The sequence below is a fragment of the Pandoraea commovens genome (assembly GCF_024704525.1).
In the GTDB taxonomy this organism is placed as follows: Bacteria; Pseudomonadota; Gammaproteobacteria; order Burkholderiales; family Burkholderiaceae; genus Pandoraea; species Pandoraea commovens.
Genome location: NZ_CP102780.1, coordinates 4,692,888 through 4,715,958 on the forward strand (window position 1 = coordinate 4,692,888; position 23,071 = coordinate 4,715,958).

Here is a 23,071-nt window from a genome sequence, read left to right on the forward strand (position 1 = left end):
CGTGCAGCCGGTGTGACGGGTCGGTAAGCAGCAAACACCGTCGCGGCGCCCTGGAGGCGCCGCGCGGCACTTTGGAGGAGGCATTTCTTATGGAACGTGGTGAACTGGCTGGCAAGACCATCGTGCTCGGCCTGACGGGCGGCATCGCCTGCTACAAGTCGGCAGAACTTACGCGGCTGCTCATCAAGGCCGGTGCCACGGTGCAGGTCGTGATGACCGAAGCCGCCACGCAATTCATCACCCCGCTCACGATGCAGGCGCTCTCGGGCCGCCCGGTATTCACCAGTCAATGGGACAACCGCATCGACAACAACATGGCGCACATCGACCTCTCGCGTGAGGCCGACGCCATTCTCATTGCCCCCGCTTCCACTGACTTCCTCGCCAAGCTCGCGCACGGCATGGCCGACGATCTGCTCTCCACGTTGTGTGTGGCGCGCGATTGCCCGCTGTTGGTAGCACCCGCGATGAACCGTCAGATGTGGGCCAATCCGGCCACACAACGCAACGCGGCAACGCTGCGCGGCGACGGCATCGCGATCCTCGGCCCGGGCAGCGGCGATCAGGCCTGCGGCGAAATCGGCGACGGACGCATGCTCGAACCGGAAGACCTGTACGAAGCACTCGCTGGCTTCTTCCAGCCGAAGCGTCTCGCGGGACGCCGCGTGCTCATCACCGCAGGCCCGACCTTCGAGCCGATCGATCCGGTGCGCGGACTCACGAATCGCTCCAGCGGCAAGATGGGGTTCGCCCTCGCGCGCGCCGCCGCGCAGGCGGGTGCGGATGTGCATCTCGTAGCCGGACCGACCTCGCTCGCGACGCCCTACGGCGTGACGCGCAGCAACGTCCAGACGGCGCAACAGATGTATGACGCCGTGATGGCCGATGTTTCGCGTAACGACATCTTCATCGCGGTGGCCGCCGTGGCTGACTGGCGCGTGCGCGACGTCGCGCACGACAAGATCAAGAAGACGGGCGACGCCGACGTCCCGACACTCGAATTCGTCCAGAACCCGGACATTCTCGCCGCCGTGGCGCAATTGCCGAAGCCGCCGTTTTGCGTGGGCTTTGCGGCCGAGTCGGGCGATCTCGAAAAGCACGGTGCGCAGAAGCGCCAGCGCAAACAGGTGCCATTGCTTGTGGGCAATCTCGGCCCGGCCACGTTCGGGCAGGATGACAACGAAGTCATTCTGTTCGACGAAGCGGGACAGAAGCGTTTGCCGCGTGCCGACAAGCAAGCGCTCGCCCGCAGCCTGATCATCGAAATCGCCGCGCGGCTGCCGTCGCCGCACTGATCCCCCGTCCCAATACCCCTACAGCCAGTCCGTCTGTCATTGTCGTTGTCCGGCGACGCTGACAGACTGGCAGGCGCGGCGGCAACCTGCGACGACCTGCGATGGCATTACGCGCCCCACGACCTGCCGCCATCAGTACCCGGGCTCTCGGGCATCGCACACGATAACCATCAGATGACGCAACCTCCTTCCTCCTCGCGGCCAGCCGTCAGTGTCTACGGGACACTGAGCATGCTCGCCGCGATCATGTTCTTCGGCTTCATGACCATCGGCATGCCGCTACCCGTGCTGCCGGTGTACGTCCACGAAACGCTGGGCTTCGGCTCGTTCGTGGTCGGCGTGACGATCGGTATCCAGTCGGTCGTCACGCTCCTGCTACGCTCCTATGCCGGACGCACCGTCGACACGCGCGGCCCGCGCAATGCTGTGCTGACCGGCCTGTGCGGCTGCGCAGCGGCCGGTGTGCTGTACCTCGTCGCCTCCATGGTGCCGAACCCCTCGCTGGCGCTGGGCGTGCTGCTGGCGGGACGCGTCGTGCTCGGCTTCGGCGAAAGCCTGCTGCTCACGGGCGGCATGTCGTGGGGCATCGGCCTGCTCGGCGCAGCGCACGCGAGCAAAGCGATTTCGTGGCAAGGCGTGTCGATGTACACCGCGCTCGCCGTGGGTGCACCGTTTGGTGCGTATTTGCTGCAAGCGGCGGGCTTCACCGTCGTTTCGCTGGTCAACATCGGCCTGCCTGCCGTGGCGTTCGCTATTGCGCTACGCCTGCCCGCTGCGGCTCCGGTCGGCGGCACCCGTCTATCGTTCTTCAAGGTGGTCGGGCTGGTGTGGCGTCCGGGCCTCGCGATGACGCTCGGCAGCATCGGCTACGCTGTCATTGCAGCGTTCATTACGCTGTTCTATGCGAGCCACGGCTGGTCGGGCGCAGCGTTCGCACTCACGCTCTATAGCGGCACGTTCATCGCGATGCGGATTCTGCTCTCGCACGCAGTCGACCGTTTCGGCGGACGCCGCGTCGCCATGTGCTCGCTCGTCTTCAGCGCCATCGGTCAGTTCCTGCTGTGGGGCGCCGTCAATCCGCATATGGCGCTCGCGGGCGCAGCGCTCACGGGGATGGGCTTCTCGCTGGTGTTTCCGGCACTCGGTGTGGAGGCGCTGCGTTCGGTGCCGCCGCAGAACCGCGGCGCAGCGCTGGCCGCGTACTCGGCGTTCTTCGATCTCGCGCTCGGCCTGATCGGACCGATGGCCGGTCTCGTCGCCAACTTCTTCGGCTACGCCTCGATCTTCCTTTGCGGTGCCGTTGGCGGCATCGTCGCCATTCTGATGATTGCGCGCCTGCCGCATGCAGGCCCCGGTGCCGCCCCGGTGGATTCGTCCGCCGGCAGCGCTCACTGATCGGAGCGACCCACTCGTGACGCAACCCACTGCACGTATCAAACTGTCGGTGCTCGATCAGACACCGGTCATCCACGGCCACAGTGTGGCCGACGCCATCGCCGCCACCGTCGAACTGGCGCAAGCCGCCGACGATCTCGGCTACACGCGCTACTGGTGCGCCGAGCACCACGGCCTGCGCGGCGTGGCCAACCCCGCGCCGGAAGTCATGATCGCCCGGCTGGCGAGCGTGACGAAGCGTCTGCGCGTGGGCTCGGGCGGCGTGATGCTGCCCTACTACAGCCCGTTCAAGCTCGCCGAGCAATTTCTGATGCTCGAAGCGCTGTTTCCGAATCGCATCGACCTCGGGGTGGGGCGCGCGCCGGGGGGCGACATGCGCACCGCGCGCGCCGTCGCCAAGGGGCCGTACGATGCAGGCGAACACTTCCCGCAACAAGTCGCCGAGCTGGCGGGACTCTTCGGCGACACGCTGGCCGACGATCACCCGTACCGTGGCGTGCTGCTGCAACCGGCCGTGCAAACGCGCCCCGAATTGTGGGTACTCGGCTCCAGCGAGTTCGGCGGATTGCTCGCCGCACAACTCGGCCTGCGCTACTGCTTCGCGCACTTCATCAATGCCCATTACGGCCATCGCGTGACGCAGGCCTATCGCGAACGCTTCACGCCGGGCCAGCTCGACAAGCCCTACTGCTCGGTCGCGTTGTTCATCATCTGCGCGGACACGGATGCGCAAGCCGAGGCGCTGGAAGCGGGCGTGGATTTGCGTCGCGTGCAGATGGCGTACGGCATGAACGAACCCATCCCGAGCCTCGATCAGGGTGCGCAGGCCAAGCTGCAATACCGGGAGCGGGAACTGTCCGTGATCGCCCGGGAGAAGCCACGTAGTATCATCGGCACCCCGGAGCGCGTGACCGAACGTGTGCTGGAGTTGCAGGAGCAGTTCGAAGCCGACGAAATCACCGTGCTGACGGTCGCTGGCAGCTATCGCGCCCGTCTGCGCTCGCACGAACTACTGGCGCAGGCGTTTTCGCTGCGTGCCGATGACTGATCGGACCTGACGATTTGCGCCATCCCCGCCCGGAAAATTTTTGATTCACTCGCTTTAATTCACCGCCATACGCCATGAAACTCGACGTCAAGATCCTCGACGAACGCCTGCGCACGCAGTTGCCCGCCTATGCCACGCCGGGCAGCGCCGGCCTCGATTTGCGTGCGTGCCTCGACGCACCCATGACTATCGCCCCGGGCCAGACCGTGCTCGTGCCGACGGGTCTGGCCGTCCATCTGGCCGATCCGGGCTACGCCGCCCTGATTCTGCCGCGCTCCGGTCTCGGCCATAAGCACGGCATCGTGCTGGGCAATCTAGTCGGCCTGATCGACTCGGACTATCAGGGCCAGTTGATGGTCTCGACGTGGAATCGCGGCAACGAGCCGTTCGTGCTGAACCCGTTCGAGCGTCTGGCACAACTGGTGATCGTGCCGGTCGTGCAAGCCGAGTTCAACATCGTCGACGAATTCCCGGAAAGCGATCGCGGCGCCGGTGGCTTCGGCAGTACCGGTAAGCAGTAACGACACTGTAGTAACGACGCCGAAGTTCGCTCACACACCACGCGGACGACGGACAAAAGAAAAGCGCCGCATTTCGCGGCGCTTTTCTTTGCGACAGTGTCGAGTCGATTACTCGACTTCGGCAGCTTCCGGCTGAGCCTTGGTGTTGCCGTCTTGCGGGAAGGACAGCTGCACCTGATCGTGCTCGTCGAGATCGACGGTCACACGGCCCCCGCTCGTCAGGCGCCCGAACAGCAGTTCGTCTGCCAGCGCACGACGGATCGTGTCCTGAATCAGACGCTGCATCGGCCGCGCGCCCATGAGCGGATCGAAGCCCTTCTTCGACAGATACGCGCGCAGCTTGTCGGTGAAGACGACCTCGACCTTCTTCTCGTGCAGCTGGTCTTCCAGCTGGATGAGGAACTTGTCGACCACGCGCAGGATAATCTGTTCGTCGAGCGGCTTGAAGCTGATGATCGAGTCCAGACGGTTGCGGAACTCCGGCGTGAACATGCGCTTGATGTCGGCCATCTCGTCACCGGCCTGACGCTCGTTCGTGAAGCCGATGCTCGCACGGTTGATCGTCTCGGCCCCCGCGTTCGTCGTCATGATGATGATGACGTTGCGGAAGTCGGCCTTGCGACCGTTGTTGTCCGTCAGCGTGCCGTGGTCCATGACCTGAAGCAGCACGTTGAAGATATCCGGATGCGCCTTCTCGATTTCGTCGAGCAACAGTACGCAATGCGGCTTCTTCGTAACGGCTTCCGTCAGCAAACCACCTTGATCGAAGCCCACGTATCCCGGCGGCGCGCCAATCAGACGGCTCACCGCGTGGCGTTCCATGTACTCCGACATATCGAAGCGGATCAGCTCGATGCCCAGCGTGAACGCGAGTTGCTTGGCAACTTCCGTCTTGCCGACACCGGTCGGACCCGAGAACAGGAACGCGCCGATCGGCTTGTCCGTCTTGCCCAGACCGGCACGCGACATCTTGATCGCAGCGGACAGTGCGTCGATGGCCGGGTCTTGCCCGAACACCACGCTCTTCAGATCACGATCGAGCGTCTGAAGCTTGCCGCGGTCGTCTGCCGACACGCTTTGCGCCGGAATGCGCGCAATCTTCGAGACGATTTCCTCGATCTCGCCCTTGCCGATGGTCTTCTTTTGCTTCGACTTCGGCAGGATCCGCTGCGCAGCGCCTGCTTCGTCGATCACGTCGATGGCCTTGTCCGGCAGGTGACGGTCGGTAATGAACTTGGCCGACAACTCAGCCGCAGCCGACAGTGCGCTCGACGAATACTTCACGCCGTGGTGCTCTTCGAAACGCGACTTCAGGCCGCGCAGAATCTGCACCGTCTGCTCGACGGTCGGCTCGTTCACGTCGATCTTCTGGAAACGACGCGACAGCGCAGCGTCCTTCTCGAAGATGCCGCGATACTCGGTAAAGGTCGTAGCCCCGATGCACTTGAGCTGCCCCGAGGAGAGCGCAGGCTTGAGCAGGTTAGACGCATCGAGCGTGCCGCCCGACGCAGCACCTGCGCCAATCAGCGTATGAATTTCGTCGATGAACAGGATCGCGTTGTTGCGCTCCTTGAGTTCCTTGAGCACCGCCTTCAGACGTTGCTCGAAGTCGCCGCGATACTTGGTGCCCGCGAGCAGCGCGCCCATGTCCAGCGAGTACACGGTGGCGTCCTGCAGAATCTCGGGCACTTCGCCGCGCGTGACGCGCCAGGCGAGGCCTTCGGCAATTGCCGTCTTGCCAACACCGGCTTCACCCACGAGCAGCGGATTGTTCTTGCGACGGCGGCACAGCACCTGCACCACGCGCTCGACTTCCGATTCCCGGCCGATGAGCGGATCGATCTTGCCGTCGCGCGCCATCTGGTTCAGGTTCTGGGTGTACTGAGCGAGCGGGCTTTCCTTGGCGTTGGCGCCCTCTTCCCCTTCGGCACTACCTTCGCCAGCCTTGGCCGACTCGCCGGACGCGCCGGTCTTGGTAATGCCGTGAGAGATAAAGTTGACGACGTCCAGACGCGTCACGCCCTGCTGTTGCAGGTAGTAGACCGCGTGGGAGTCCTTCTCACCGAAAATGGCGACCAGCACATTCGCGCCCGTCACTTCCTTCTTGCCGTTGGAAGTGGACTGAACGTGCATGATGGCGCGTTGAATCACGCGCTGGAAACCGAGCGTGGGCTGTGTGTCGACCTCGTCGCTGCCCGGCACCGTCGGCGTGTTATCTGCGATGAAGTTGCGCAGGTTCTGTCGCAAATCGTCGAGATTGGCCGCGCAGGCGCGCAACACTTCGGCTGCAGTCGGGTTATCCAACAGGGCGAGCAACAGGTGCTCGACCGTGATGAATTCGTGTCGTGCCTGGCGCGCTTCCATAAACGCCATGTGCAGGCTGACTTCCAATTCCTGGGCAATCATGCTTCCTCCATCACGCACTGCAGCGGGTGCCCGGACTGCCTTGCATGGCTAACAACTTGCTCAACTTTGGTCGCCGCGACGTCGCGCGTAAAGACCCCACAAACTCCCCTGCCCTCGCGATGAACCTTGAGCATGATCTGCGTGGCAGATTCCCGGTCCTTATTAAAATATTCCTGAATGACCATCACCACGAACTCCATCGGGGTGAAATCGTCGTTCAACAGTACCACCTTGTACATGGACGGCGGCTTGAGCTGTTGCTCTTGCCGCTCCTGTACGGTGTCGTCATGCGTTGTCGGTAAGGTTGCCATACGTGGATTCTAAACAACTCTCGGGTGCAGGAAGCCATCGGAGCCCCAATGCCGCCTGCCGTCCGGTCGTCCACCGGCATGCCAACACTCGTCGATCAGCGCGTGCGTTGTCCAGCAAGGCGCTGCAGCCCCGACCACCGGGGGTGCCACACCCATATGAGTCAGCTTAACCCAAATTTCAAGGGCGTGTCTCCGCACGCCTTATACCCTCCAAGATATAAGGGTAAAACCTGATCGAACGTAACTTCTATCGTTCAAAAAGGGCTTGACACTATTGGTAGTTAGCGAAAACAATCGAACTGGCGCTTTTCCTCTATAAGTGGTTTAAAAGAAAAGATGCCTGGGTGAGCCTAAGAAGCCGCCGCCAGCCGGCGGGTTTTTCAGATGTGCTCGTTGTTGCGGTGATATGTAGTAGTCGTAATTGTTTAGGGGAAGTTTGTATGGCAACCGGTACGGTCAAATGGTTTAACGATGCCAAGGGTTTTGGTTTCATCACGCCGGACGAAGGTGGCGAAGATCTGTTCGCTCACTTCTCGGCGATCCAGATGAATGGATTCAAGACCCTGAAGGAAGGTCAGAAGGTTCAGTTCGAGGTCGTCCAAGGCCCGAAGGGCAAGCAGGCTTCGAACATCACGGCTCCGAACTGAGCCAGGCAGTTCGCAGCATTAGAAACCCGGCTTCGGCCGGGTTTTTTATTGCACCGCAACAATGCATGCGAAACGTTCATATATTTTGGATCCGTTTTTGCATGCAAATCGCACGCAACTTTCCGCTCCACCGGCAAATCTTTACGGTATTAAACTGCGATTAATCCCTTATAAAACTATATTCATCGCAACATTCCACTCCGTTATTAAAATACTCCTTACCTATCTCGAATTGCGGAAATCAATTACGCAATTACCTGAATTGACTAAGTAATCCTACGCAGTCGTCTGCGCCGCCGCTGCACAGAAATGACGCACGTTGAGTGTCGGCAACAAATAGTCTTTTAACGAATTCCAAAGCGCCGCTTGCGACAAAAGGACGGTTCATTCGATGCATCGCCCGGCACATCGTTGAGTTTTTTGAATCGACCGGTTCGTTTTATTCGTACCTCTTGTTCGTACCTCTGCCTGAGGGCAGCCACCCCCTGCCCATGCCCGCCCGCCAAGGCGATACGCGCCCCACAAATGCCACGGGCCGCCCGATAGGCGGCCCGTTTGGACATTTTCCCCTAAAGTCGGCGCCCGAAGCGACCGGGTGCCGGGGACGTCAACCCAGATCGACGTAGACCTTTCCGGCCTCGATGCGGATCGGGTAGGTTCTGACCCCTTCGGTCAGCGGCGCGCACATGGCTGCGCCCGTACGCACGTCGAATTTTCCCTGATGCAACGGGCACTCGATCTCGTGCCCCTCTAGGAAACCGTCGCACAACCGTGCATTGCCGTGCGTGCACACGTTGTCCGTGGCGAACACGTCGCCGTCCACGCCATACAGCGCGATGTCCCGTCCTCCGACGACCACGCCGACCACATCGTCCTCGGGGATCGCGTCGCGCGACGCCGCCTCAATCCAGTTGCCGCTCATGATGTCCTCTTGTCAGTCCTGTCAGCCGTATCAGATCGGATAAATGAGCGAGTTGGGAATCATCTCGCTGTCGAAAATGCATTGCCGCGACGCAAACTTCCAGCCGTCGTCCGTGCGTTTCACGATGTCCAGATACCGCCCGACCGACAGGATGTCCGTGAGCTGGTCGGGCTTCGTGCGAAACACGGCATAGTTCGCCTCGACGTGCAGGGTGTCGATGTCCTGCGCACGAATCGAGGGCAGCCCGATCACGTGACGCTGGTAGTACGGGTCGTGAAACAGCGTGTCGCGAATGCCGTAGATGCGGTCGCGCAGCATGCCTTTGCTCTCGAACGAGAGCGTGGCGAGCGGCAGGCCCATATCGAAGTTCTCGCGCGGCTGAATGCGATAGACGCATTCGTCCAGAAAGAACTCGGGCCAGGCGTCCCACTGCTGCGCGTCGAGCGCCGCCGCGTAGGCTGCATTGAGCTCGACCACGGCCTGAAACGTTGCAAAATCCACCATCGAATCGTCTCCCCAGATATCGTCAGACGCCCATCACGCGACGCCAGTACGCGTACATGCCGCGAATCAGCGTTTCCGTGACCATGTGTTCGGTGTTTTCCACGCCCGTGCCGCCCAACTCCGCCAGCACCCGGTGCCACGGCTTTTGCGCGAACCCCTCCTGCGAGCACTCGATGGCTTCGCCGTCGTCGGCAGAGACGAACCCCGCCGGGCCGAACAGATTGGCCTGACGCAGACGCCGCTGGGTCATTTCCTCGGTGTCGTCTTCGAATCCGAAGTGCGTCCACACGAAGTCGAACGCGTTGTGGCCGCGCGGCTGGATATGACGCGTGGACACCGAATTGACCTGCTGTTGAAGGATGACGCTGGGAAACAGCGTCATGAGGACCGCCGTCGGCCCCTTCCACCAGTCTTCCTGCACGATGTCGAGAAAGCGCATGTCGTTGAGCGCCATCGACTCCTTGAAGCTCGACACCCCGGACGTCACCTCACCGCCCCCGCCCTGTCCGCGCGTGGAAACCATCGCGGCGTGACGCCCATGCGCGTCCATCACCAGCCGCGACTTGTTGTCGGCACGCCAGAGGCCGAAGGTGACGAACCACGTATGCAGCAACCCCGGGTGATACGGATCCTTGATGTTCTCCTGCATCAGCTTCCAGTTACCCGGAATGCGTTGCTTGTTGTAGCCGAGAATTTTGAGCTTGCGTCCGTCGAACAGCCGGTCGAAGTACGCACAGATGTCCGGCCCCAGGAAGTCCTCCAGCGATTCGACGTCGTGATCGAACGACGCGAAGATCACCCCGCCACGCGTGGCGACCTTCAGTTTCGTGAGTCCGTGATCCTCCGGCCGGAAATCCTTCGGCATGCCGCCGTGGACCTTGCCGTCCTGCTTCACGCCGCGTCGGAACGGTACGCCTTGCAGGTTGCCCTTCAGGTCGTAGTTCCACTGGTGGTACGGGCAGTGGAAATCGGTGCGGTTACCGCGCTTCTCCCGGCAGAACTTCATGCCTCGATGCGCACATACGTTTTCAACCACATTGATCTCGCCGCTCGCGTCGCGCGTCACGATGACGGAGCGCTCGCCGATCACCGTGCGCTTGAAGTCACCCGGATTCGGCACTTCGGCTTCCAATCCGACGTAGTTCCAGTGCTGGCGGTAAAAGCACTGCTCCAGTTCTCGCCGGTGCAGTTGTTCGTCGGTGTAGACCCGAAACGGGATGCGGCTGGAGCCATCGGTAGGCCAAATATCCGAGGTCGCCGAGATCGCCGAAGTGTGTCCGGCTGCATCATGATCGGCACAAGGCGCCGGATCGAATCCGGTCTGGGGTGTTGTCGTCACGTTCGTCTCCTGAGGGATGCGGGGAATGCAAAGAAGCGGTGAAAGCGGTGAAAGCGGAATTCACGCGGCCTTTGCGTAAAACGCGTCGGCGTAGATGTGGGCACTGTCGATGCCGCGCTGGCGAAGCAGACGCGTCGCCGCGTCGACCATCGGCGGGGCACCGCACAGATAGGCGCGCCAGCCGACAAGGGATTCGGGGGCGGCAAAATCGGCGGCAAGCGCGTCGGTCACGTGGCCAGTGCGGTATTGCGGCGCGGCGCGTTTGTGCGCGCCAGACGCAGATGAGGCCGCCACCGTCGTCACGACGTGCAAGCGAATGCCGTCGTGACGCGCCGCGAGTTCGCGCAACCACGCGAGCCCATAGACGTCCTCGGCCGAGCGCGCGCCGACATAGATCTCGATGGGATTGGTCATGCCGCTGGCCAACGCGCCGCGCACGATCGACAAGACGGGCGCCAGACCGGTGCCACCCGCGACGCAGAGCATCGGGCCGTCGTGACGCGTACGCAAATACGATGTACCCAGCGGGCCGGACACGCGCACCGCGTCGCCCACCTTCAGTTGCTCGTCGACGTAACCGGTGACAGCGCCGCCGGGCACGCGGCGGATGTGGAATTCGAGCGTGTCGTCGGCTTCGAGCCCGGCCATCGAATACGGACGGATGTGTGCCGGTGTGAATTGCAGCGTGGCGTATTGCCCCGGCGAGAAGCTAAGCGGCTTAGCGGGCTTGAGCACCAGACGTTTGATATCGTGGGTCAGCGACTCGATGGCCAGCACCGTCGCCTTGAGAATTTTCGCCGGATGCACCACGACTTCGTCCAGCGCGGGCAACTCGATTTCGCAATCGCCGTGGAGGGTCGACTGGCAAGCGAGCACGTAGCGTTCGTTCGAATGCCCTTCGTCATGGTGACGATACTCAACGCCTTGCGCCTCACGCACGTCCCCCGACACCACACGGCACCGGCATGTTCCGCAACGGCCGGACAGGCAACTGTACGACACCGGAATATTGCGATCGGTCAGGACTTTGAGAAGGTTGTCGCCCGAGGCGACGTCAACTCGCTCGCCAAGCGGCTGCACGTGAACTTGCATGGGGATTGTCTCCGTTCTGACGGTGCCTTCCGGGCACCGCTGATGGCGTTAAGACGCCGTTTGCAAGAAGCATCGCGCAACGATCGATATAAACCAATAGAATCTTGTTTATATGCCCTATAAATTTCAGTGATTTTGCTGACGTCGGCGCCTCGCGTCGGGAAGACGCATATGGACCCGCTACGGACTCGATACGGACTCGCTATGGACTTGCATACCGTCGATCTGAACCTGCTGGTAGTTTTCCAGCACCTCTACAACGCACGACGCGTGTCCCGCGTCGCCGAAGCCCTCGGCGTGACGCAACCGGCCGTCAGTAATTCGCTTGCCCGTCTGCGTAAGTTGTTCAATGACGAGCTTTTCATCCGCACCTCGCGGGGCATGCTGCCCACGCCGATGGCCACCGAGCTGGCCGAACCGGTAGCGGCGGCCCTCGACGCGCTGCACGGTGTGTTCAACCGTCAACTGGCCTTCGATCCCGCCACGAGCCAGCGTGCGTTTCAGATTGCGATGACGGACATTGGCGAGGTGCATTTCCTGCCGAAGCTGATGCACGCCTTAGGGGAGCGCGCACCAGGCATTACGGTCAGCACGGTGCGCAACACGGCGGTGAACTTGCGTGAGGAGATGGCGGCGGGTCAGGTGGATCTGGCCGTCGGGCATCTGCCGGATCTCTCGGCAGAGTTCTTTCAGCGGCGTCTGTTCCGGCAGAAGTACGTGTGCATGTTTCGCCCCGGGCATCCGCTCGATCGCGTGACGACGTCTGCACGATCGAGGAAGACTTCGACGGCACGCATGACGCGCGAAGACTTCGAGCGCTCCGAACAAGTGATGGTGGTAGCCGCAGGCACCGGCCACGGACAGGTCGACGAGTTCATGGCACGCGCTCACGTGCAACGCAACATACGGCTACGCGTGCCCCACTTCGTCGCGCTGGCCGACATTCTTCATGCCACCGACCTCATCGCCACCGTGACGGAGAAGTTCGCGCAGCGCAGCGCGCAACACTTCGGCTTGCGTTACGTCGACCATCCCCTCGACATTCCCGACGTGCAGATCAATCTGTTCTGGCACGCGCGGTATCACCGCGAACCGGCAAGTCAGTGGATGCGTACGCTGCTGTTCGAATTGTTCTCTGAGTGACGAGGAAGCGACGAGGACGCGAAGAAGCAGCGACGGAGTATTCGTCAGTCACCGTTCAGCGCCCATGCCATGTTTCCCACAGCCCGCGCCAGAACGCATTCGCATTGCGACGCGCGCGCCAGCGCAGATTCGGCAGTGCGACGCCGAGCCATTGCGCAGCATCGTCGATGCGGCGCTCGCCGAAACGCCCGGGGGCTTCGAACAGATCGAGATAGGCCTGACGGTAGTGCCCGACCAGGGTGGCGTCGTGATAGTAGGTTTCCATCCACTTGCGCGACGCCGCACCGATCTCCGCGCGCAACGCCGCATTCGTCAGCAACGCCACCAGCGGTGCCTCAGCCGCTTCGAGCGGCACGTCGACCCAGGGCAAATCGCACGCCCCCGTGAGACGCCGTAATTGGGATTGCACGCGATTGTCGAGATGTCCCAGCGTGGGCTTGCCTTGCGATAACGCTTCGAGCCCGGAGAGGTGATAGTTGCCCGTCACGCATTCGTCGAGCGCAATCGCGGCACGCTGCTTGATTCGCAAACACTCGTTGTGCGGTGTGCCGGTGATCAGCCGGACTTCACACAGCCCGCGACGTTCGAGTTTTCGCAGCAGACGCAATGTCTGCGGCGCCCCCTTCGTCTCCCAGCGTTTGCGCCAACCGGACGAGCGCCCGCTTGGCGAGAACACGACCACCGGCCGCCCCGTCTCGCCCGCGCATTCGGGATGTGGCAGATAACGTGCGTCGTCGAGCGGCACGATGTTGGGCACAACGCGAGCGAACGGGTAGAAGCGCTCCGGCCCCTGCGCAATCACGAGTTGGGGGAGCGGGTCGTTGACAATGCGCTCGCGCATCGAAGCATCGTCGCGAGACCAAAGTTCGGGCGCAGAGTGAAACTGACGGATCAGCTTCTTGTTGCCGAAGCGCGTGAGCAGATCCGCGCCGAACGTCGTTTCCATCGGGAAAATCTGATGAATATGGATGACGTCCGCTTCGGCGAGGACATCGAGCGCTTCCTCACGCTGACACTGCCAGTCGAGATCGACGGCGAACGTGCGCGAAGCATACGCCGCAGCGTTGTAGACAACATGCCGCGCCGCGATGTCGGTGTGCCGGTTCAGTGCCGCGACGATATTGCCCGGACTGCCCGCTACCGGTGTGTGGGAGAGGTGAACGACCTTCATGCGCGCAGTCTAGATCGACGTTCGGCGCGTGAGTTTACGTACGACGGTGAGCCAGCTTACGTCGCGTTACGGCGGTAATACGTTGACGTCGACATTCCAATGATGGCCGACTTGCGGGTGACGTTCACCGAAGCCCGCAGTGACGCGGCGTTCGAAGCGACTCCCCTTCGGGACAACATGTCTTCGCAGCCCTTACGACCGCCTCCGAAGCCCCGAAGTCCGTTGCATTTCTTACGCTTACGACGCGCCAACGAGAGACGTGAAAATCCGACGTCTCCCAGTTGGCTTGCCTCGCGTGTCCCGATCGTCAGGCGTTGAAACCGCCGTCGATGGTCAGGCTCGCGCCCGTCACAAAACCGGCGTCTTCGCTGGCGACATACGCCACCATCGCTGCGATCTCTGCCGGGTGCGCATGACGCTTGATCGCCATCACGTCGTGCATGCTGCCCGCATGATCGCCAGCGGCCGGGTTCATGTCGGTGTTGGTCGGTCCCGGCTGTACGTTGTTGACGGTGATCCCACGCGGGCCGAGGTCACGCGCCATGCCCTTCACGAGACCGACGAGCGCCGACTTGCTCATCGCGTACGTGGCGAAACCGGGGAACGGAATGCGCTCGGCATTGCACGAGCCGATGTTGATGATGCGGCCGCCGTCGCCCATGTGCGCGAGCGCTGCCTTCGACGCGACGAAGACGGCTCGCACGTTGATGTTGAGCATGCGATCGAACTCGTCGAGCGCCAGGTCGGCGATGTTGCCCGTGGAGAAGACACCGGCGTTGTTCACCAGAATGTCGATCTTGCCGAGTTGACGTGCCGCCTCGTTCACCGCACGCGTGAGCGTTTCGGGGTCTGCGACGTCCGCCTGAAGGGCAATCGCCCGGCCGCCGGCGGCCTGAATGCGCGCAGCCAGCACTTCGGCAGCCTCCTTCGAGCCGTGATACGTAAAGGCGACCGCAGCGCCGTCGTCGGCGAGTCGCTGCACGACAGCCGCGCCGATACCGCGCGAGCCGCCCGTCACGAAAGCCACCTTGCCTTGAAAGTTCGTTGCCATGATGTTGCTCCACTGAGTTAGGAAGTGAACGCAGTATCGGCTTCGAATTACCCTCAAACTAGACCATAATGCTGATCATCACTTTCAACCCAATGGAACAGGTGAGAGATGGACGCGCTGCATCTGATCGAATCGTTCGTGCTAAGCGCCCGTGCCGGGAGCTTCTCGGCGGCTGCGCGTCGACTGGGTATGACGCCTGCCGCCGTCAGCAAAAACGTGGCGCGCCTTGAAGCGCAGCTTGGCCTGCGACTGTTCCATCGCAGCACCCGCAGCCTCACGCTGACCGCGGGTGGTGAACGATTCCTGCTTGATGTCGACAGCCCGTTCGCGGCGCTGACCGACGCGTTTTCACGTGCGGCCGAGCGCGAGAGCGCACCGTCTGGAACGCTGAAAGTGAGCGTGGCGCACTCGTTCGGGCGCGAGTATCTCGTCCCGATGTTGGGCGACTTTCTCGCCCGCTATCCGGACATCGTGCCTGACTGGCGTTTCGATAATCGCAGCGTGGACGTTGTCGGCGAGGGATTCGATGCGGCCATTGGCGGCGGCATCGAACTCACACCGGGCGTCATCGCACGGCGTCTCGCACCGACCTATGCGGTGATGTGCACTTCCGCTGCGTATATGGCGGGACGCAAGGTGCCGATGGCCCCCTCTGATCTAACCACGCTCGATGCGGTGATCCGCCGCTCCGGCATGACGGGACGTTTGCGCGCGTGGGACTTGCGCAATGTCGACGGTGAGCGCATCACCGTCGAAGCCCGAACGCGGATGATCTTCGACGATCCCGAGGCGATGGCGCACGCCGTTGCGCTGGGTTATGGCGTGGCGCTCCTGCCCATGCCTCACGCTGCCCCGATGCTCGCCGACGGCCGTATTCAGCGGCTACTGCCGGGATGGTTCGACGAGTACGGCGGTGTGTCCATCTACTACTCAAACAAGAAGTTGCTGCCGTTGCGCACGCGCGTGTTTGTCGATCACGTGGCGCAGGCGTTCGAAGCACAACAACTCGCAGCACGCTTCGACTGGCGATGGACTGCGACGGCGGGAAAGTCAAAGTAGGGGCGATCTGAACGCCCTTTAGCGATGCGCGAGGATGTTGAGCAGACGACCGAGCGGATCTCGGACGTAGAAACGCCGCACGCCCCACGGTTCGTCGGCAGGGCCGTATTCGATGGCGACATCCGCTTCGCGCATACGGGCGAGCGCCTCGTCGACGTCATCCACTTCGACGGACAGATCCGGCACCGGTGTGCCGCTGCCGCCTTCGGTAGCGACGCTCATCTGCACGGACATCTTCGACGCATTGCCATACGTCGCAATCCAGCCGTGGTCCATCAACAGATCCAGCCCCAGCAGTTCGCCGTAAAAGCGCTGCGCCGCTTGCAGCGCCTGTGGCGTCGGCGCGGCGAGATTCGCAACAATGCGGTTGACCTTCATCTTCGTCCTCTCAGAGATGGTGCAGATATCGGTGCCCGTCGTCGTCGGGGCAATGCCTGGGCGCTTGTCTTTGACAACGTTAAAAGCGTAGCACGCGACTTAGGATTGACCGCACCTTGCGTTGTCGCCGTCCGTGCACTGTAATGAAAGCGTCTGCCGACGCGGTTTTCGGGGAGGAGAACGCCCCTGCGTCGGCTGCCACGGGGGTGGGAGATCCATCATGGACACCACCGGAAGGACATTGCGTACATTGGGTGCGTCACGTTCATCGCACATTCTGCATGTGCCACCGACGCAGCGCGGTCTGCACTGGCTGTGGAAAGCCGTGTGGGTGACGTGCGCCCTCGGGGCGAGTGCGGCGAGCGCCGAACCACCGAATTCCCCCTTTCCGCCGCCAACGCTGGAGGTGGAAGCTGCCGTCGGTCAGAAGGTCATGATTTGGGAGCAGACCAATCACAGCGTACTGTGCCGCGACCTTGGCTCACCGACCTTCGAACTCGACTCGCGCCCTACGCTCGGCGAGGTGGCGCCGGAGTGGATCAGCTACGTCGTCCCGAAGGGTCAGCGATGCGAGGATATGAAGTTCTCGGGCATGATCGTCTGGTATCAGGCGGGCAACGTGCCGGGCACCGATGTCGTGACATGGCGCGTCGGCTTCCCCCGCGAGTTCGGCAGCCACACACCGAACACGGGTGATCATTTCGTCACAACGCACATCGTTATACGGTGACGCAGTCACCCACTTCGGGATTATTCGGATTTGCCAGGCGATTTCTGACGAATCGCTTGCACTCGACGTATTGGGCCGAAATAGAATTTCCTCCGTGCCCCCTGCGCTGTACTTGTTCAGAAATCCCAATGATCAGACTCCCCTCCGAAACCCGAAAGAAACTCCGACACGTTGCGAACTTTGCGCTGATCGGTGCCACGCTGACCGGCGTCGCCGTTGGTCGTACGGATCTTCCCTACGACCCGCGCGACATTGTCGGCCTCATGACTGCGGCACTCGCCGCAATCTGGATTTTTCGCCGACGGTGACGCGATATGTGGCTGGATATTAAATTCGACGCCAACTGGGTCGATTGCGGGGCCGCAATCAGTGGCATTTCTTACGTTGCGTGGCAAACGTGGCGAACTCGGCGACAAGGCGTTCGCAGACCGATTGCGATTTCCCATGACTTCGCTTTTGGCGTTGCGTTTTTCCCGCAGTGGCTGCTGCTGATCTGTGTGATGTCGTCGACCATCGTCGACGGACTCGCCAACGCGAGTCGTATCAGTTTGTGCGTCGCAGGGAGTTATGCGCTCGGTGCAATGTGGGACGCCCAATTTGCTGGCCGGTCGTGCCACGAAAAAAGAAGTGGCTAGCCACGCTTCCGTCCTCCGGCCATCCCGACGTCGTTACGCAAAAAAACCCCGACGCGCATCGCTGCGTCGGGGTTTGCGTAAGTCATTGCAGGGCGACTCGCCCCGCGATGGCTTCTTTACATGTTCTCGATCATCACATCGCCGAAGCCGGAGCACGACACCTGCGTGGCGCCTTCCATCAGACGCGCAAAGTCGTACGTCACCTTCTTCGACAGAATCGATTTTTCCATCGACGCGATGATGCGGTCCGCAGCCTCCGTCCAGCCCATATGACGCAGCATCATCTCCGCCGACAAAATCTCCGAGCCAGGATTCACGTAGTCCTTGCCCGCGTACTTCGGCGCGGTGCCGTGCGTCGCTTCGAACATCGCGACCGAATCGGACAAGTTTGCGCCCGGCGCGATACCGATGCCGCCGACCTGTGCCGCGAGCGCGTCGGAAACGTAATCGCCATTCAAGTTCAGCGTGGCAATCACGTCGTACTCTGCGGGACGCAGCAGGATCTGTTGCAGGAAGGCGTCCGCAATCGAGTCCTTGATGGTGATCTCCTTGCCCGTCTTCGGATTCTTCACCTTGCACCACGGACCACCGTCGATCTCCGTTGCCGCAAACTCCTTCTTCGCAAGTTCGTATCCCCAGTCGCGGAACGCGCCTTCGGTGAACTTCATGATGTTGCCCTTGTGCACGAGCGTCACCGTGTCGCGGTTATTGTCGATCGCGTACTGAATCGCCTTGCGCACCAGACGCTCGGTGCCCTCGCGCGACACCGGCTTCACACCAATGCCCGACGTCTGCGGAAAGCGAATTTTGCTCACACCCATCTCGTTCTGCAGGAACGCGATCAACTTCTTCGCGCCCGCCGATTCGGCTTCCCACTCGATGCCCGCATAGATGTCTTCCGAGTTCTCACGGAAGATCACCATGTTGATCTTCTCCGGCTGACGCACCGGCGATGGCACGCCCTTGAAGTACTGCACCGGACGCAAACACACGTACAGATCGAGTTGCTGACGCAGCGCCACATTGAGCGAGCGAATGCCGCCCCCCACCGGAGTCGTCAACGGGCCCTTGATCGACACGACGTAGTCCTTCACGACCTGGAGGGTTTCGTCAGGCAGCCACACGTCCGGACCATAGATGCGCGTCGACTTTTCGCCCGCGTAGATCTCCATCCAACTGATCTTGCGCTTGCCGCCGTAGGCCTTTTCCACCGCCGCGTCGACGACCTTGAGCATCACCGGCGTGATGTCCACGCCCGTGCCGTCACCTTCGATGTACGGGATGATCGGATTGTCCGGCACGTTCAGGGAGAAATCCTTGTTGACGGTGATCTTCTCGCCTGCCGGGACCTTGATGTGCTGATACGACATGGTGGGGCTCCAATTGGATGGATCGGAATGCGTGCATCAGATGGCTTGCGTCGGACAGCATGAGCGGCCGGTACGTGCGCACCACGAAACCGCATTGTGGTCGATACGTGAACGCCCTGCGCAGCGCTGCCTTATTTTAGTCATAGCGCTTCGAAATGCGTGTGACACAAATCAAGTCTTATATAAGACATAAGAGTGACGTTTTCGATTATGCATTAACATGTCGCCGCTGACCAGCTTCCTCAGGCATCCCCCTCGCCATCACCCGGTATGACACTTCTCGCTCTCAATAAGCCTTTCGGTACGATCTGCCAGTTTTCGCCGCATCCGACGCGCCCGACGCTCGCCGAGTGCATCGATCTCCCAGACGTCTATCCGGCGGGCCGTCTCGACGCCGACAGCGAAGGCTTGCTACTGCTCACCGACGACGGCCGCTTGCAGGCGCGCATCGCAGAGCCCGAGCGAAAGCTGCCCAAGACCTATTGGGCGCAGGTCGAAGGTGCGTACGACGAAGCGGCCGTTGCCCGTCTTCGTGGCGGCCTCGATCTGGGCGACTTCGTCACGTTGCCGTGCGAGGCACGCGAAATCCCCGAGCCCGAGCATCTCTGGGCACGCAATCCGCCGATCCGCTACCGCGCCAGCATTCCGACGCACTGGCTCGAAATCAAACTCGTCGAAGGCAAGAATCGCCAGGTCAGACGCATGACGGCGGCCGTCGGCAAACCGACACTTCGGCTCGTGCGCGTGGCCATCGGCCCGGTCGACGTCTTTTCGTTAAATCTCTCACCCGGTCAGTGGTGCGAACTGCCGCAACAAATACTTACACTTTCCGGTCAACGTAGCCGTCGTCCATCTCGTTGAGGGAACAGGTGCGCAACATACGCACCACTACCGAAACGAGGAAACCACATCATGAACAAACTGCTGCTCGCACTGACCGCCGGCCTGATCGTGTCCGGTGCCGCGATGGCCCAACAATCGGCGCCCGCGACGGCGCCTGTCGCTCCGGCGGCGCCCGCAGCAGCAGCGCCTGCGATGGCGGCTCCGGCGGGTGACCATGCCACGCCGGCGAAGAAGACCACCAAGCACAAAAAGCATCACCACAAGAAGCACGCCAAGAAGCCGATGAGCCAACCGCCGGTCGGTAACAAGCCGTAATACTTGTCGTCGAAAAAATCCGCGAGCGGGTTGTCAACCGAAGTTCCGACGGGACGTTAAAGGAGATGACTCACTTCGCGGGTCAACGAGTACACCACCCAAACATCGAGCTCCAACGAGGAATCTCATGAAAAAACTGATCGCTGCCCTGGTCGCTGGCCTGTTCGCAACGGGCGTGTTCGCCCAAGCTGCTGCTCCGGCTGCTGCCGACACGGCTGCTCCGGCTGCTGCTAGCAAGCCGGCTGCCAAGAAGAAGTCGTCGACCCACAAGAAGCACGCCAAGAAGTCGTCGAAGAAGGCTGCTGCTGCCGAAGCTCCGGCCGCTGCAAGCAAGTAAGTACCGCGTCGCGCAGCACGCCTGCGCAACGTACGGTAACAAGCAGGTTGCTCGTGCAACCTGCTTTTTTTTCGTCCGGCAGATACAATGAGCCGCTATCCGCTCGAGGAAAATTCGGGCAAATTCGCCGGATTCCCGACGAATTTGCTGCGGAATTTCCACTGTCGTCCGACCGTATTCTTGACGTCCCCCCGATCTTCTCAGGAGTCTTTTGTGATCCGGATTTCGCGTCAACTGGCCGCGCTCGCCGCCAGCGCAACGTTCACCAGCATCGCCGCCGTCATGGCGCTCGCCCCGGCAAGCGCCATCGCGCAAATCAAGCAGCCCGGGGAATTCCCGACCGTGCAACTCTCTGCGGGCATGTACCTCATCAAGGCCGAAGTCGCCGCGAACGAGAAAGACCGCGAACAGGGCCTGATGTATCGCAAGGCCATGGCCGACAATGCGGGCATGCTCTTCGTGTTCGAGCAAAGCGCCGGTCACTGCTTCTGGATGAAGAACACCGATCTGCCGCTGTCCATCGCGTTCCTCGCCGACGACGGCACGATCGTGAACATCGAGGACATGGAACCGCAAACGGAAGACAACCATTGCCCTCGTGCTGCTGTGCGATACGCGCTTGAGATGAACAAGGGCTGGTTTGCGAAGAAGAAGATCAAAGCAGGTTCGAAGATCTCCAACCTGCCGCGCTGATCCCTTCCTTGCGCATCCTTCATGCAGCGCGCCGGTAGTCGCTATCGCGCGCCGCTCGATATTTCCAGCGCCGCACCGAGCGACTGCTCGAGAAATCGATCCAGCAACCACGGATCGAAGTGGCGTCCACGCTCGGCGAGCATCGCGCCGACGATCTGCGCCGGACTTAACGCCGCACGATACGGGCGATGGCTGGCGAGTGCATCGAAAACGTCGACCAGCGCCACAATGCGTCCGGCCAACGGAATGCGGTTGCCGGAAAGCCCATAGGGATAGCCGGTGCCGTCGTAGCGTTCGTGATGCGTGCGCGCCACCGTGGCCGCCAACTCGCATGCAGCACCGCCGATGGCATTCAGCATCTCGGCCCCCAACTCCGGATGCATACGCATCGTCAATATCTCGTCGGGCGACAACCTGCCCGGCTTCTCCAAAATCGAATTCGGAATGCAAAGCTTGCCGGTGTCATGCAGCGCCGCCGCAAGCCCCAACGCCTGCGCCTTGATGGCGGACATCCCTAGCGTCTGTGCGAATCGCCATGCCAGCGCGCCGACGCGCCACATGTGTGTGGCCGTCCCGCCGCGCTTGTATTCGGCCAGACGAAAGAGCGTCCAGGCGGCGGGGGGCAGGCTGCGCATCAGATGCGGATCGGCGAGCCAGAAGCGGGGCGGTGTGTCTTGAAACGCGTCGGCACATCGGGTGTCGATCGCGAAATGCGCAATGGCCGTGGCGGCCTCGCACGATGGCGCAGGGTCTGGCATACGTTGTCCGTTCGGATTGAAGGGTTCACTCTAACGAGGTGCCCGCGTACGAATGTTGACGTCGATCAAGCGCGGCGCAAAAGCCTGCAATCCGGTGACCGTTGAAAACAATGGGAAACGATGAGACGCGTGAGACGTCTTGATGCGGGAAGGGTGTGTTGCAGCGATGTGGCGGCGGATGCGGTGAAACAAGCGCCGAAGTCGTGCGTTGATGTGGCGGACAGCGAGCTGAGGTTTGCCGGCGACGCCAGACGCTCGGGTTGGGCGTCTGACGTGCCCTTCAGCGAAGGCTCACTGAAGTCGACTCTGTGTCGGCCGGCAAATTCCGGGAACGTCGATTACGCGAAGTTCTTCGCGGCGAAGTCCCAGTTGACGAGGTTCCAGAATGCCTCGACGAACTTCGGACGCGCATTGCGGTAGTCGATGTAGTAGGCGTGTTCCCACACGTCGATCGTGATCAGCGGCTTGTCGGCGCCGGTCAGCGGCGTGGCAGCGTTGCTGGTGTTCACGATGTCGACCGAACCGTCGGCCTTCTTCACGAGCCACGTCCAGCCCGAACCGAAGTTGCCCACGGCCGACTTCGAGAACGTTTCCTTGAATGCGTCGAACGAGCCGAACTTGGCGTCGATGGCCTTGGCCAGATCGCCAGTCGGTGCACCGCCGCCGTTCGGCGACAGCGTGTTCCAGAAGAAGGTGTGGTTCCACACCTGCGCTGCGTTGTTGAACACGCCGCCCGACGACTTCTTGATGATGTCTTCGAGGCTGGCGTTTTCGAATTCGGTGCCCTTGATCAGGTTGTTCAAGTTGGTCACATAGGCTTGGTGGTGCTTGCCGTAGTGATACTCCATCGTTTCCTTGGAGATGGTCGGCGCCAGTGCATCGATGGCGTACGGCAGTTCAGGGAGCTTGTGTTCCATGGCAATTGTCCTTTGTGCTCTGAGGGGAACCCGATTTTGCGTTATCCGGAGCCATCGATTCTAGGGCAGATGCGAAAACCCCGCAAACCCAACGGGTACTTGGTTTGCCGCACTCTGCCTTAGCAATGTGACGATTGTTTGCCGATCCCGGCTAATCAGCGCACGATGCCTGCGATTCGCCAGCTTTGCCG

At 61.6% G+C, this 23,071-nt stretch carries 24 protein-coding genes; 12 read left to right on the plus strand and 12 right to left on the minus strand.

All coding sequences use genetic code 11. The annotated features are described in order from the left end of the window. Positions 1-89: 89 nt before the first annotated feature. The 4 genes from coaBC to dut all read left to right on the plus strand — a co-directional run bounded on the left by coaBC (position 90) and on the right by dut (position 4,259). The gene (coaBC, locus tag NTU39_RS21050) at positions 90-1,295 is read left to right on the plus strand and encodes a bifunctional phosphopantothenoylcysteine decarboxylase/phosphopantothenate--cysteine ligase CoaBC (RefSeq protein ID WP_150664359.1); all 1,206 of its coding nucleotides are present in this window, start codon (positions 90-92) and stop codon (positions 1,293-1,295) included. A gap of 174 nt (positions 1,296-1,469) precedes the next feature. Further along, the gene (locus NTU39_RS21055; RefSeq protein WP_257958487.1) at positions 1,470-2,690 is read left to right on the plus strand and encodes an MFS transporter; all 1,221 of its coding nucleotides are present in this window, start codon (positions 1,470-1,472) and stop codon (positions 2,688-2,690) included. Between the two features lie 16 nt (positions 2,691-2,706). Further along, complete coding sequence (locus tag NTU39_RS21060; RefSeq protein WP_246184557.1) at positions 2,707-3,738, plus strand: LLM class flavin-dependent oxidoreductase; 1,032 nt, start codon at positions 2,707-2,709, stop codon at positions 3,736-3,738. 74 nt (positions 3,739-3,812) lie between these two features. Next, on the plus strand, positions 3,813-4,259 hold the full coding sequence (gene dut / locus NTU39_RS21065; RefSeq protein WP_150576255.1) for a dUTP diphosphatase: 447 nt from the start codon (positions 3,813-3,815) through the stop codon (positions 4,257-4,259). 108 nt (positions 4,260-4,367) lie between these two features. Here dut and clpA read toward each other — a convergent pair whose 3' ends face one another. Both clpA and clpS read right to left on the minus strand, forming a co-directional pair. Further along, a complete protein-coding gene (gene clpA, locus NTU39_RS21070; RefSeq protein ID WP_150664361.1) occupies positions 4,368-6,665 on the minus strand; it encodes an ATP-dependent Clp protease ATP-binding subunit ClpA in 2,298 nt (765 codons plus the stop codon). Continuing rightward, on the minus strand, positions 6,662-6,976 hold the full coding sequence (gene clpS / locus NTU39_RS21075) for an ATP-dependent Clp protease adapter ClpS (RefSeq protein ID WP_010807118.1): 315 nt from the start codon (positions 6,974-6,976) through the stop codon (positions 6,662-6,664). The genes clpA and clpS overlap by 4 nt, the downstream gene beginning before the upstream one ends. Before the next feature lie 440 nt (positions 6,977-7,416). Here clpS and cspD point away from each other — a divergent pair, with 440 nt between their 5' ends. Further along, positions 7,417-7,623, plus strand: coding sequence for a cold shock domain-containing protein CspD (cspD, locus tag NTU39_RS21080; protein ID WP_039400870.1), 207 nt, complete (start codon positions 7,417-7,419; stop codon positions 7,621-7,623). A gap of 607 nt (positions 7,624-8,230) precedes the next feature. Here cspD and NTU39_RS21085 read toward each other — a convergent pair. From NTU39_RS21085 to NTU39_RS21100, 4 genes are all read right to left on the minus strand, one after another. Beyond that, positions 8,231-8,545, minus strand: coding sequence for a non-heme iron oxygenase ferredoxin subunit (locus NTU39_RS21085; RefSeq protein ID WP_150664362.1), 315 nt, complete (start codon positions 8,543-8,545; stop codon positions 8,231-8,233). A 30-nt stretch (positions 8,546-8,575) separates the two neighbouring features. Beyond that, complete coding sequence (locus tag NTU39_RS21090) at positions 8,576-9,049, minus strand: aromatic-ring-hydroxylating dioxygenase subunit beta (protein WP_257958492.1); 474 nt, start codon at positions 9,047-9,049, stop codon at positions 8,576-8,578. A 22-nt stretch (positions 9,050-9,071) separates the two neighbouring features. Next, positions 9,072-10,313, minus strand: coding sequence for an aromatic ring-hydroxylating dioxygenase subunit alpha (locus tag NTU39_RS21095; protein ID WP_257960121.1), 1,242 nt, complete (start codon positions 10,311-10,313; stop codon positions 9,072-9,074). A 135-nt stretch (positions 10,314-10,448) separates the two neighbouring features. Then, positions 10,449-11,480 carry a 2Fe-2S iron-sulfur cluster-binding protein gene (locus tag NTU39_RS21100; protein ID WP_257958493.1) on the minus strand — a complete coding sequence of 344 codons (1,032 nt, stop codon included), beginning with the start codon at positions 11,478-11,480 and terminating at the stop codon, positions 10,449-10,451. Positions 11,481-11,684: 204 nt separating this feature from the next. Between NTU39_RS21100 and NTU39_RS21105 the strand changes: the two genes are divergently transcribed. Further along, positions 11,685-12,623 (plus strand): LysR family transcriptional regulator, encoded by a 939-nt coding sequence (locus NTU39_RS21105; protein ID WP_150664365.1) that lies wholly within the window; start codon positions 11,685-11,687, stop codon positions 12,621-12,623. Between the two features lie 55 nt (positions 12,624-12,678). Here NTU39_RS21105 and NTU39_RS21110 read toward each other — a convergent pair whose 3' ends face one another. After that, positions 12,679-13,794 carry a glycosyltransferase family protein gene (locus tag NTU39_RS21110; protein ID WP_257958494.1) on the minus strand — a complete coding sequence of 372 codons (1,116 nt, stop codon included), beginning with the start codon at positions 13,792-13,794 and terminating at the stop codon, positions 12,679-12,681. Positions 13,795-14,101: 307 nt separating this feature from the next. After that, a complete protein-coding gene (locus tag NTU39_RS21115; RefSeq protein WP_150664367.1) occupies positions 14,102-14,845 on the minus strand; it encodes an SDR family oxidoreductase in 744 nt (247 codons plus the stop codon). Positions 14,846-14,953: 108 nt separating this feature from the next. Between NTU39_RS21115 and NTU39_RS21120 the strand changes: the two genes are divergently transcribed. Further along, on the plus strand, positions 14,954-15,904 hold the full coding sequence (locus NTU39_RS21120; RefSeq protein ID WP_257958495.1) for a LysR family transcriptional regulator: 951 nt from the start codon (positions 14,954-14,956) through the stop codon (positions 15,902-15,904). An 18-nt stretch (positions 15,905-15,922) separates the two neighbouring features. Here NTU39_RS21120 and NTU39_RS21125 read toward each other — a convergent pair whose 3' ends face one another. Then, positions 15,923-16,282, minus strand: a complete 360-nt coding sequence (locus NTU39_RS21125; protein ID WP_257958496.1) for a VOC family protein — start codon at positions 16,280-16,282, stop codon at positions 15,923-15,925. A 220-nt stretch (positions 16,283-16,502) separates the two neighbouring features. Between NTU39_RS21125 and NTU39_RS21130 the strand changes: the two genes are divergently transcribed. Further along, the gene (locus NTU39_RS21130; protein WP_257958498.1) at positions 16,503-17,012 is read left to right on the plus strand and encodes a hypothetical protein; all 510 of its coding nucleotides are present in this window, start codon (positions 16,503-16,505) and stop codon (positions 17,010-17,012) included. A 751-nt stretch (positions 17,013-17,763) separates the two neighbouring features. On the opposite strand, the gene icd is transcribed toward NTU39_RS21130, so the two are convergent. Beyond that, positions 17,764-19,017, minus strand: a complete 1,254-nt coding sequence (gene icd / locus NTU39_RS21135; RefSeq protein ID WP_150664371.1) for an NADP-dependent isocitrate dehydrogenase — start codon at positions 19,015-19,017, stop codon at positions 17,764-17,766. Between the two features lie 270 nt (positions 19,018-19,287). Between icd and NTU39_RS21140 the strand changes: the two genes are divergently transcribed. The 4 genes from NTU39_RS21140 to NTU39_RS21155 all read left to right on the plus strand — a co-directional run bounded on the left by NTU39_RS21140 (position 19,288) and on the right by NTU39_RS21155 (position 21,205). After that, complete coding sequence (locus tag NTU39_RS21140) at positions 19,288-19,878, plus strand: pseudouridine synthase (protein ID WP_257958499.1); 591 nt, start codon at positions 19,288-19,290, stop codon at positions 19,876-19,878. A gap of 51 nt (positions 19,879-19,929) precedes the next feature. Then, positions 19,930-20,175: a hypothetical protein gene (locus NTU39_RS21145; RefSeq protein ID WP_150664373.1), complete on the plus strand. Its 246-nt coding sequence runs from the start codon at positions 19,930-19,932 to the stop codon at positions 20,173-20,175. A gap of 127 nt (positions 20,176-20,302) precedes the next feature. Further along, complete coding sequence (locus tag NTU39_RS21150; protein ID WP_039400908.1) at positions 20,303-20,512, plus strand: hypothetical protein; 210 nt, start codon at positions 20,303-20,305, stop codon at positions 20,510-20,512. Positions 20,513-20,725: 213 nt separating this feature from the next. Beyond that, positions 20,726-21,205 carry a DUF192 domain-containing protein gene (locus NTU39_RS21155; protein WP_373275329.1) on the plus strand — a complete coding sequence of 160 codons (480 nt, stop codon included), beginning with the start codon at positions 20,726-20,728 and terminating at the stop codon, positions 21,203-21,205. Positions 21,206-21,246: 41 nt separating this feature from the next. Here the strand turns inward: NTU39_RS21155 and NTU39_RS21160 are convergent, their stop codons facing one another. Both NTU39_RS21160 and sodB read right to left on the minus strand, forming a co-directional pair. Then, positions 21,247-21,963, minus strand: coding sequence for an HD-GYP domain-containing protein (locus tag NTU39_RS21160; RefSeq protein WP_150664374.1), 717 nt, complete (start codon positions 21,961-21,963; stop codon positions 21,247-21,249). Positions 21,964-22,301: 338 nt separating this feature from the next. Next, entirely contained in the window at positions 22,302-22,880 is a 579-nt protein-coding gene (gene sodB, locus NTU39_RS21165; protein ID WP_150664375.1) for a superoxide dismutase [Fe], read from the minus strand. Between the last annotated feature and the right edge of the window lie 191 nt (positions 22,881-23,071).

Bases quoted from the DNA above. Each gene is read 5' to 3' on its own strand.
- coaBC (WP_150664359.1), top strand. From the start codon at position 90: ATGGAACGTGGTGAACTGGCTGGCAAGACCATCGTGCTCGGCCTGACG.
- NTU39_RS21055 (WP_257958487.1), top strand. From the start codon at position 1,470: ATGACGCAACCTCCTTCCTCCTCGCGGCCAGCCGTCAGTGTCTACGGG.
- dut (WP_150576255.1), top strand. From the start codon at position 3,813: ATGAAACTCGACGTCAAGATCCTCGACGAACGCCTGCGCACGCAGTTG.
- clpA (WP_150664361.1), bottom strand. From the start codon at position 6,665: ATGATTGCCCAGGAATTGGAAGTCAGCCTGCACATGGCGTTTATGGAA.
- clpS (WP_010807118.1), bottom strand. From the start codon at position 6,976: ATGGCAACCTTACCGACAACGCATGACGACACCGTACAGGAGCGGCAA.
- cspD (WP_039400870.1), top strand. From the start codon at position 7,417: ATGGCAACCGGTACGGTCAAATGGTTTAACGATGCCAAGGGTTTTGGT.
- NTU39_RS21085 (WP_150664362.1), bottom strand. From the start codon at position 8,545: ATGAGCGGCAACTGGATTGAGGCGGCGTCGCGCGACGCGATCCCCGAG.
- NTU39_RS21090 (WP_257958492.1), bottom strand. From the start codon at position 9,049: ATGGTGGATTTTGCAACGTTTCAGGCCGTGGTCGAGCTCAATGCAGCC.
- NTU39_RS21100 (WP_257958493.1), bottom strand. From the start codon at position 11,480: ATGCAAGTTCACGTGCAGCCGCTTGGCGAGCGAGTTGACGTCGCCTCG.
- NTU39_RS21105 (WP_150664365.1), top strand. From the start codon at position 11,685: ATGGACTTGCATACCGTCGATCTGAACCTGCTGGTAGTTTTCCAGCAC.
- NTU39_RS21110 (WP_257958494.1), bottom strand. From the start codon at position 13,794: ATGAAGGTCGTTCACCTCTCCCACACACCGGTAGCGGGCAGTCCGGGC.
- NTU39_RS21115 (WP_150664367.1), bottom strand. From the start codon at position 14,845: ATGGCAACGAACTTTCAAGGCAAGGTGGCTTTCGTGACGGGCGGCTCG.
- NTU39_RS21120 (WP_257958495.1), top strand. From the start codon at position 14,954: ATGGACGCGCTGCATCTGATCGAATCGTTCGTGCTAAGCGCCCGTGCC.
- NTU39_RS21125 (WP_257958496.1), bottom strand. From the start codon at position 16,282: ATGAAGGTCAACCGCATTGTTGCGAATCTCGCCGCGCCGACGCCACAG.
- NTU39_RS21130 (WP_257958498.1), top strand. From the start codon at position 16,503: ATGGACACCACCGGAAGGACATTGCGTACATTGGGTGCGTCACGTTCA.
- icd (WP_150664371.1), bottom strand. From the start codon at position 19,017: ATGTCGTATCAGCACATCAAGGTCCCGGCAGGCGAGAAGATCACCGTC.
- NTU39_RS21140 (WP_257958499.1), top strand. From the start codon at position 19,288: ATGACACTTCTCGCTCTCAATAAGCCTTTCGGTACGATCTGCCAGTTT.
- NTU39_RS21145 (WP_150664373.1), top strand. From the start codon at position 19,930: ATGAACAAACTGCTGCTCGCACTGACCGCCGGCCTGATCGTGTCCGGT.
- NTU39_RS21150 (WP_039400908.1), top strand. From the start codon at position 20,303: ATGAAAAAACTGATCGCTGCCCTGGTCGCTGGCCTGTTCGCAACGGGC.
- NTU39_RS21160 (WP_150664374.1), bottom strand. From the start codon at position 21,963: ATGCCAGACCCTGCGCCATCGTGCGAGGCCGCCACGGCCATTGCGCAT.
- sodB (WP_150664375.1), bottom strand. From the start codon at position 22,880: ATGGAACACAAGCTCCCTGAACTGCCGTACGCCATCGATGCACTGGCG.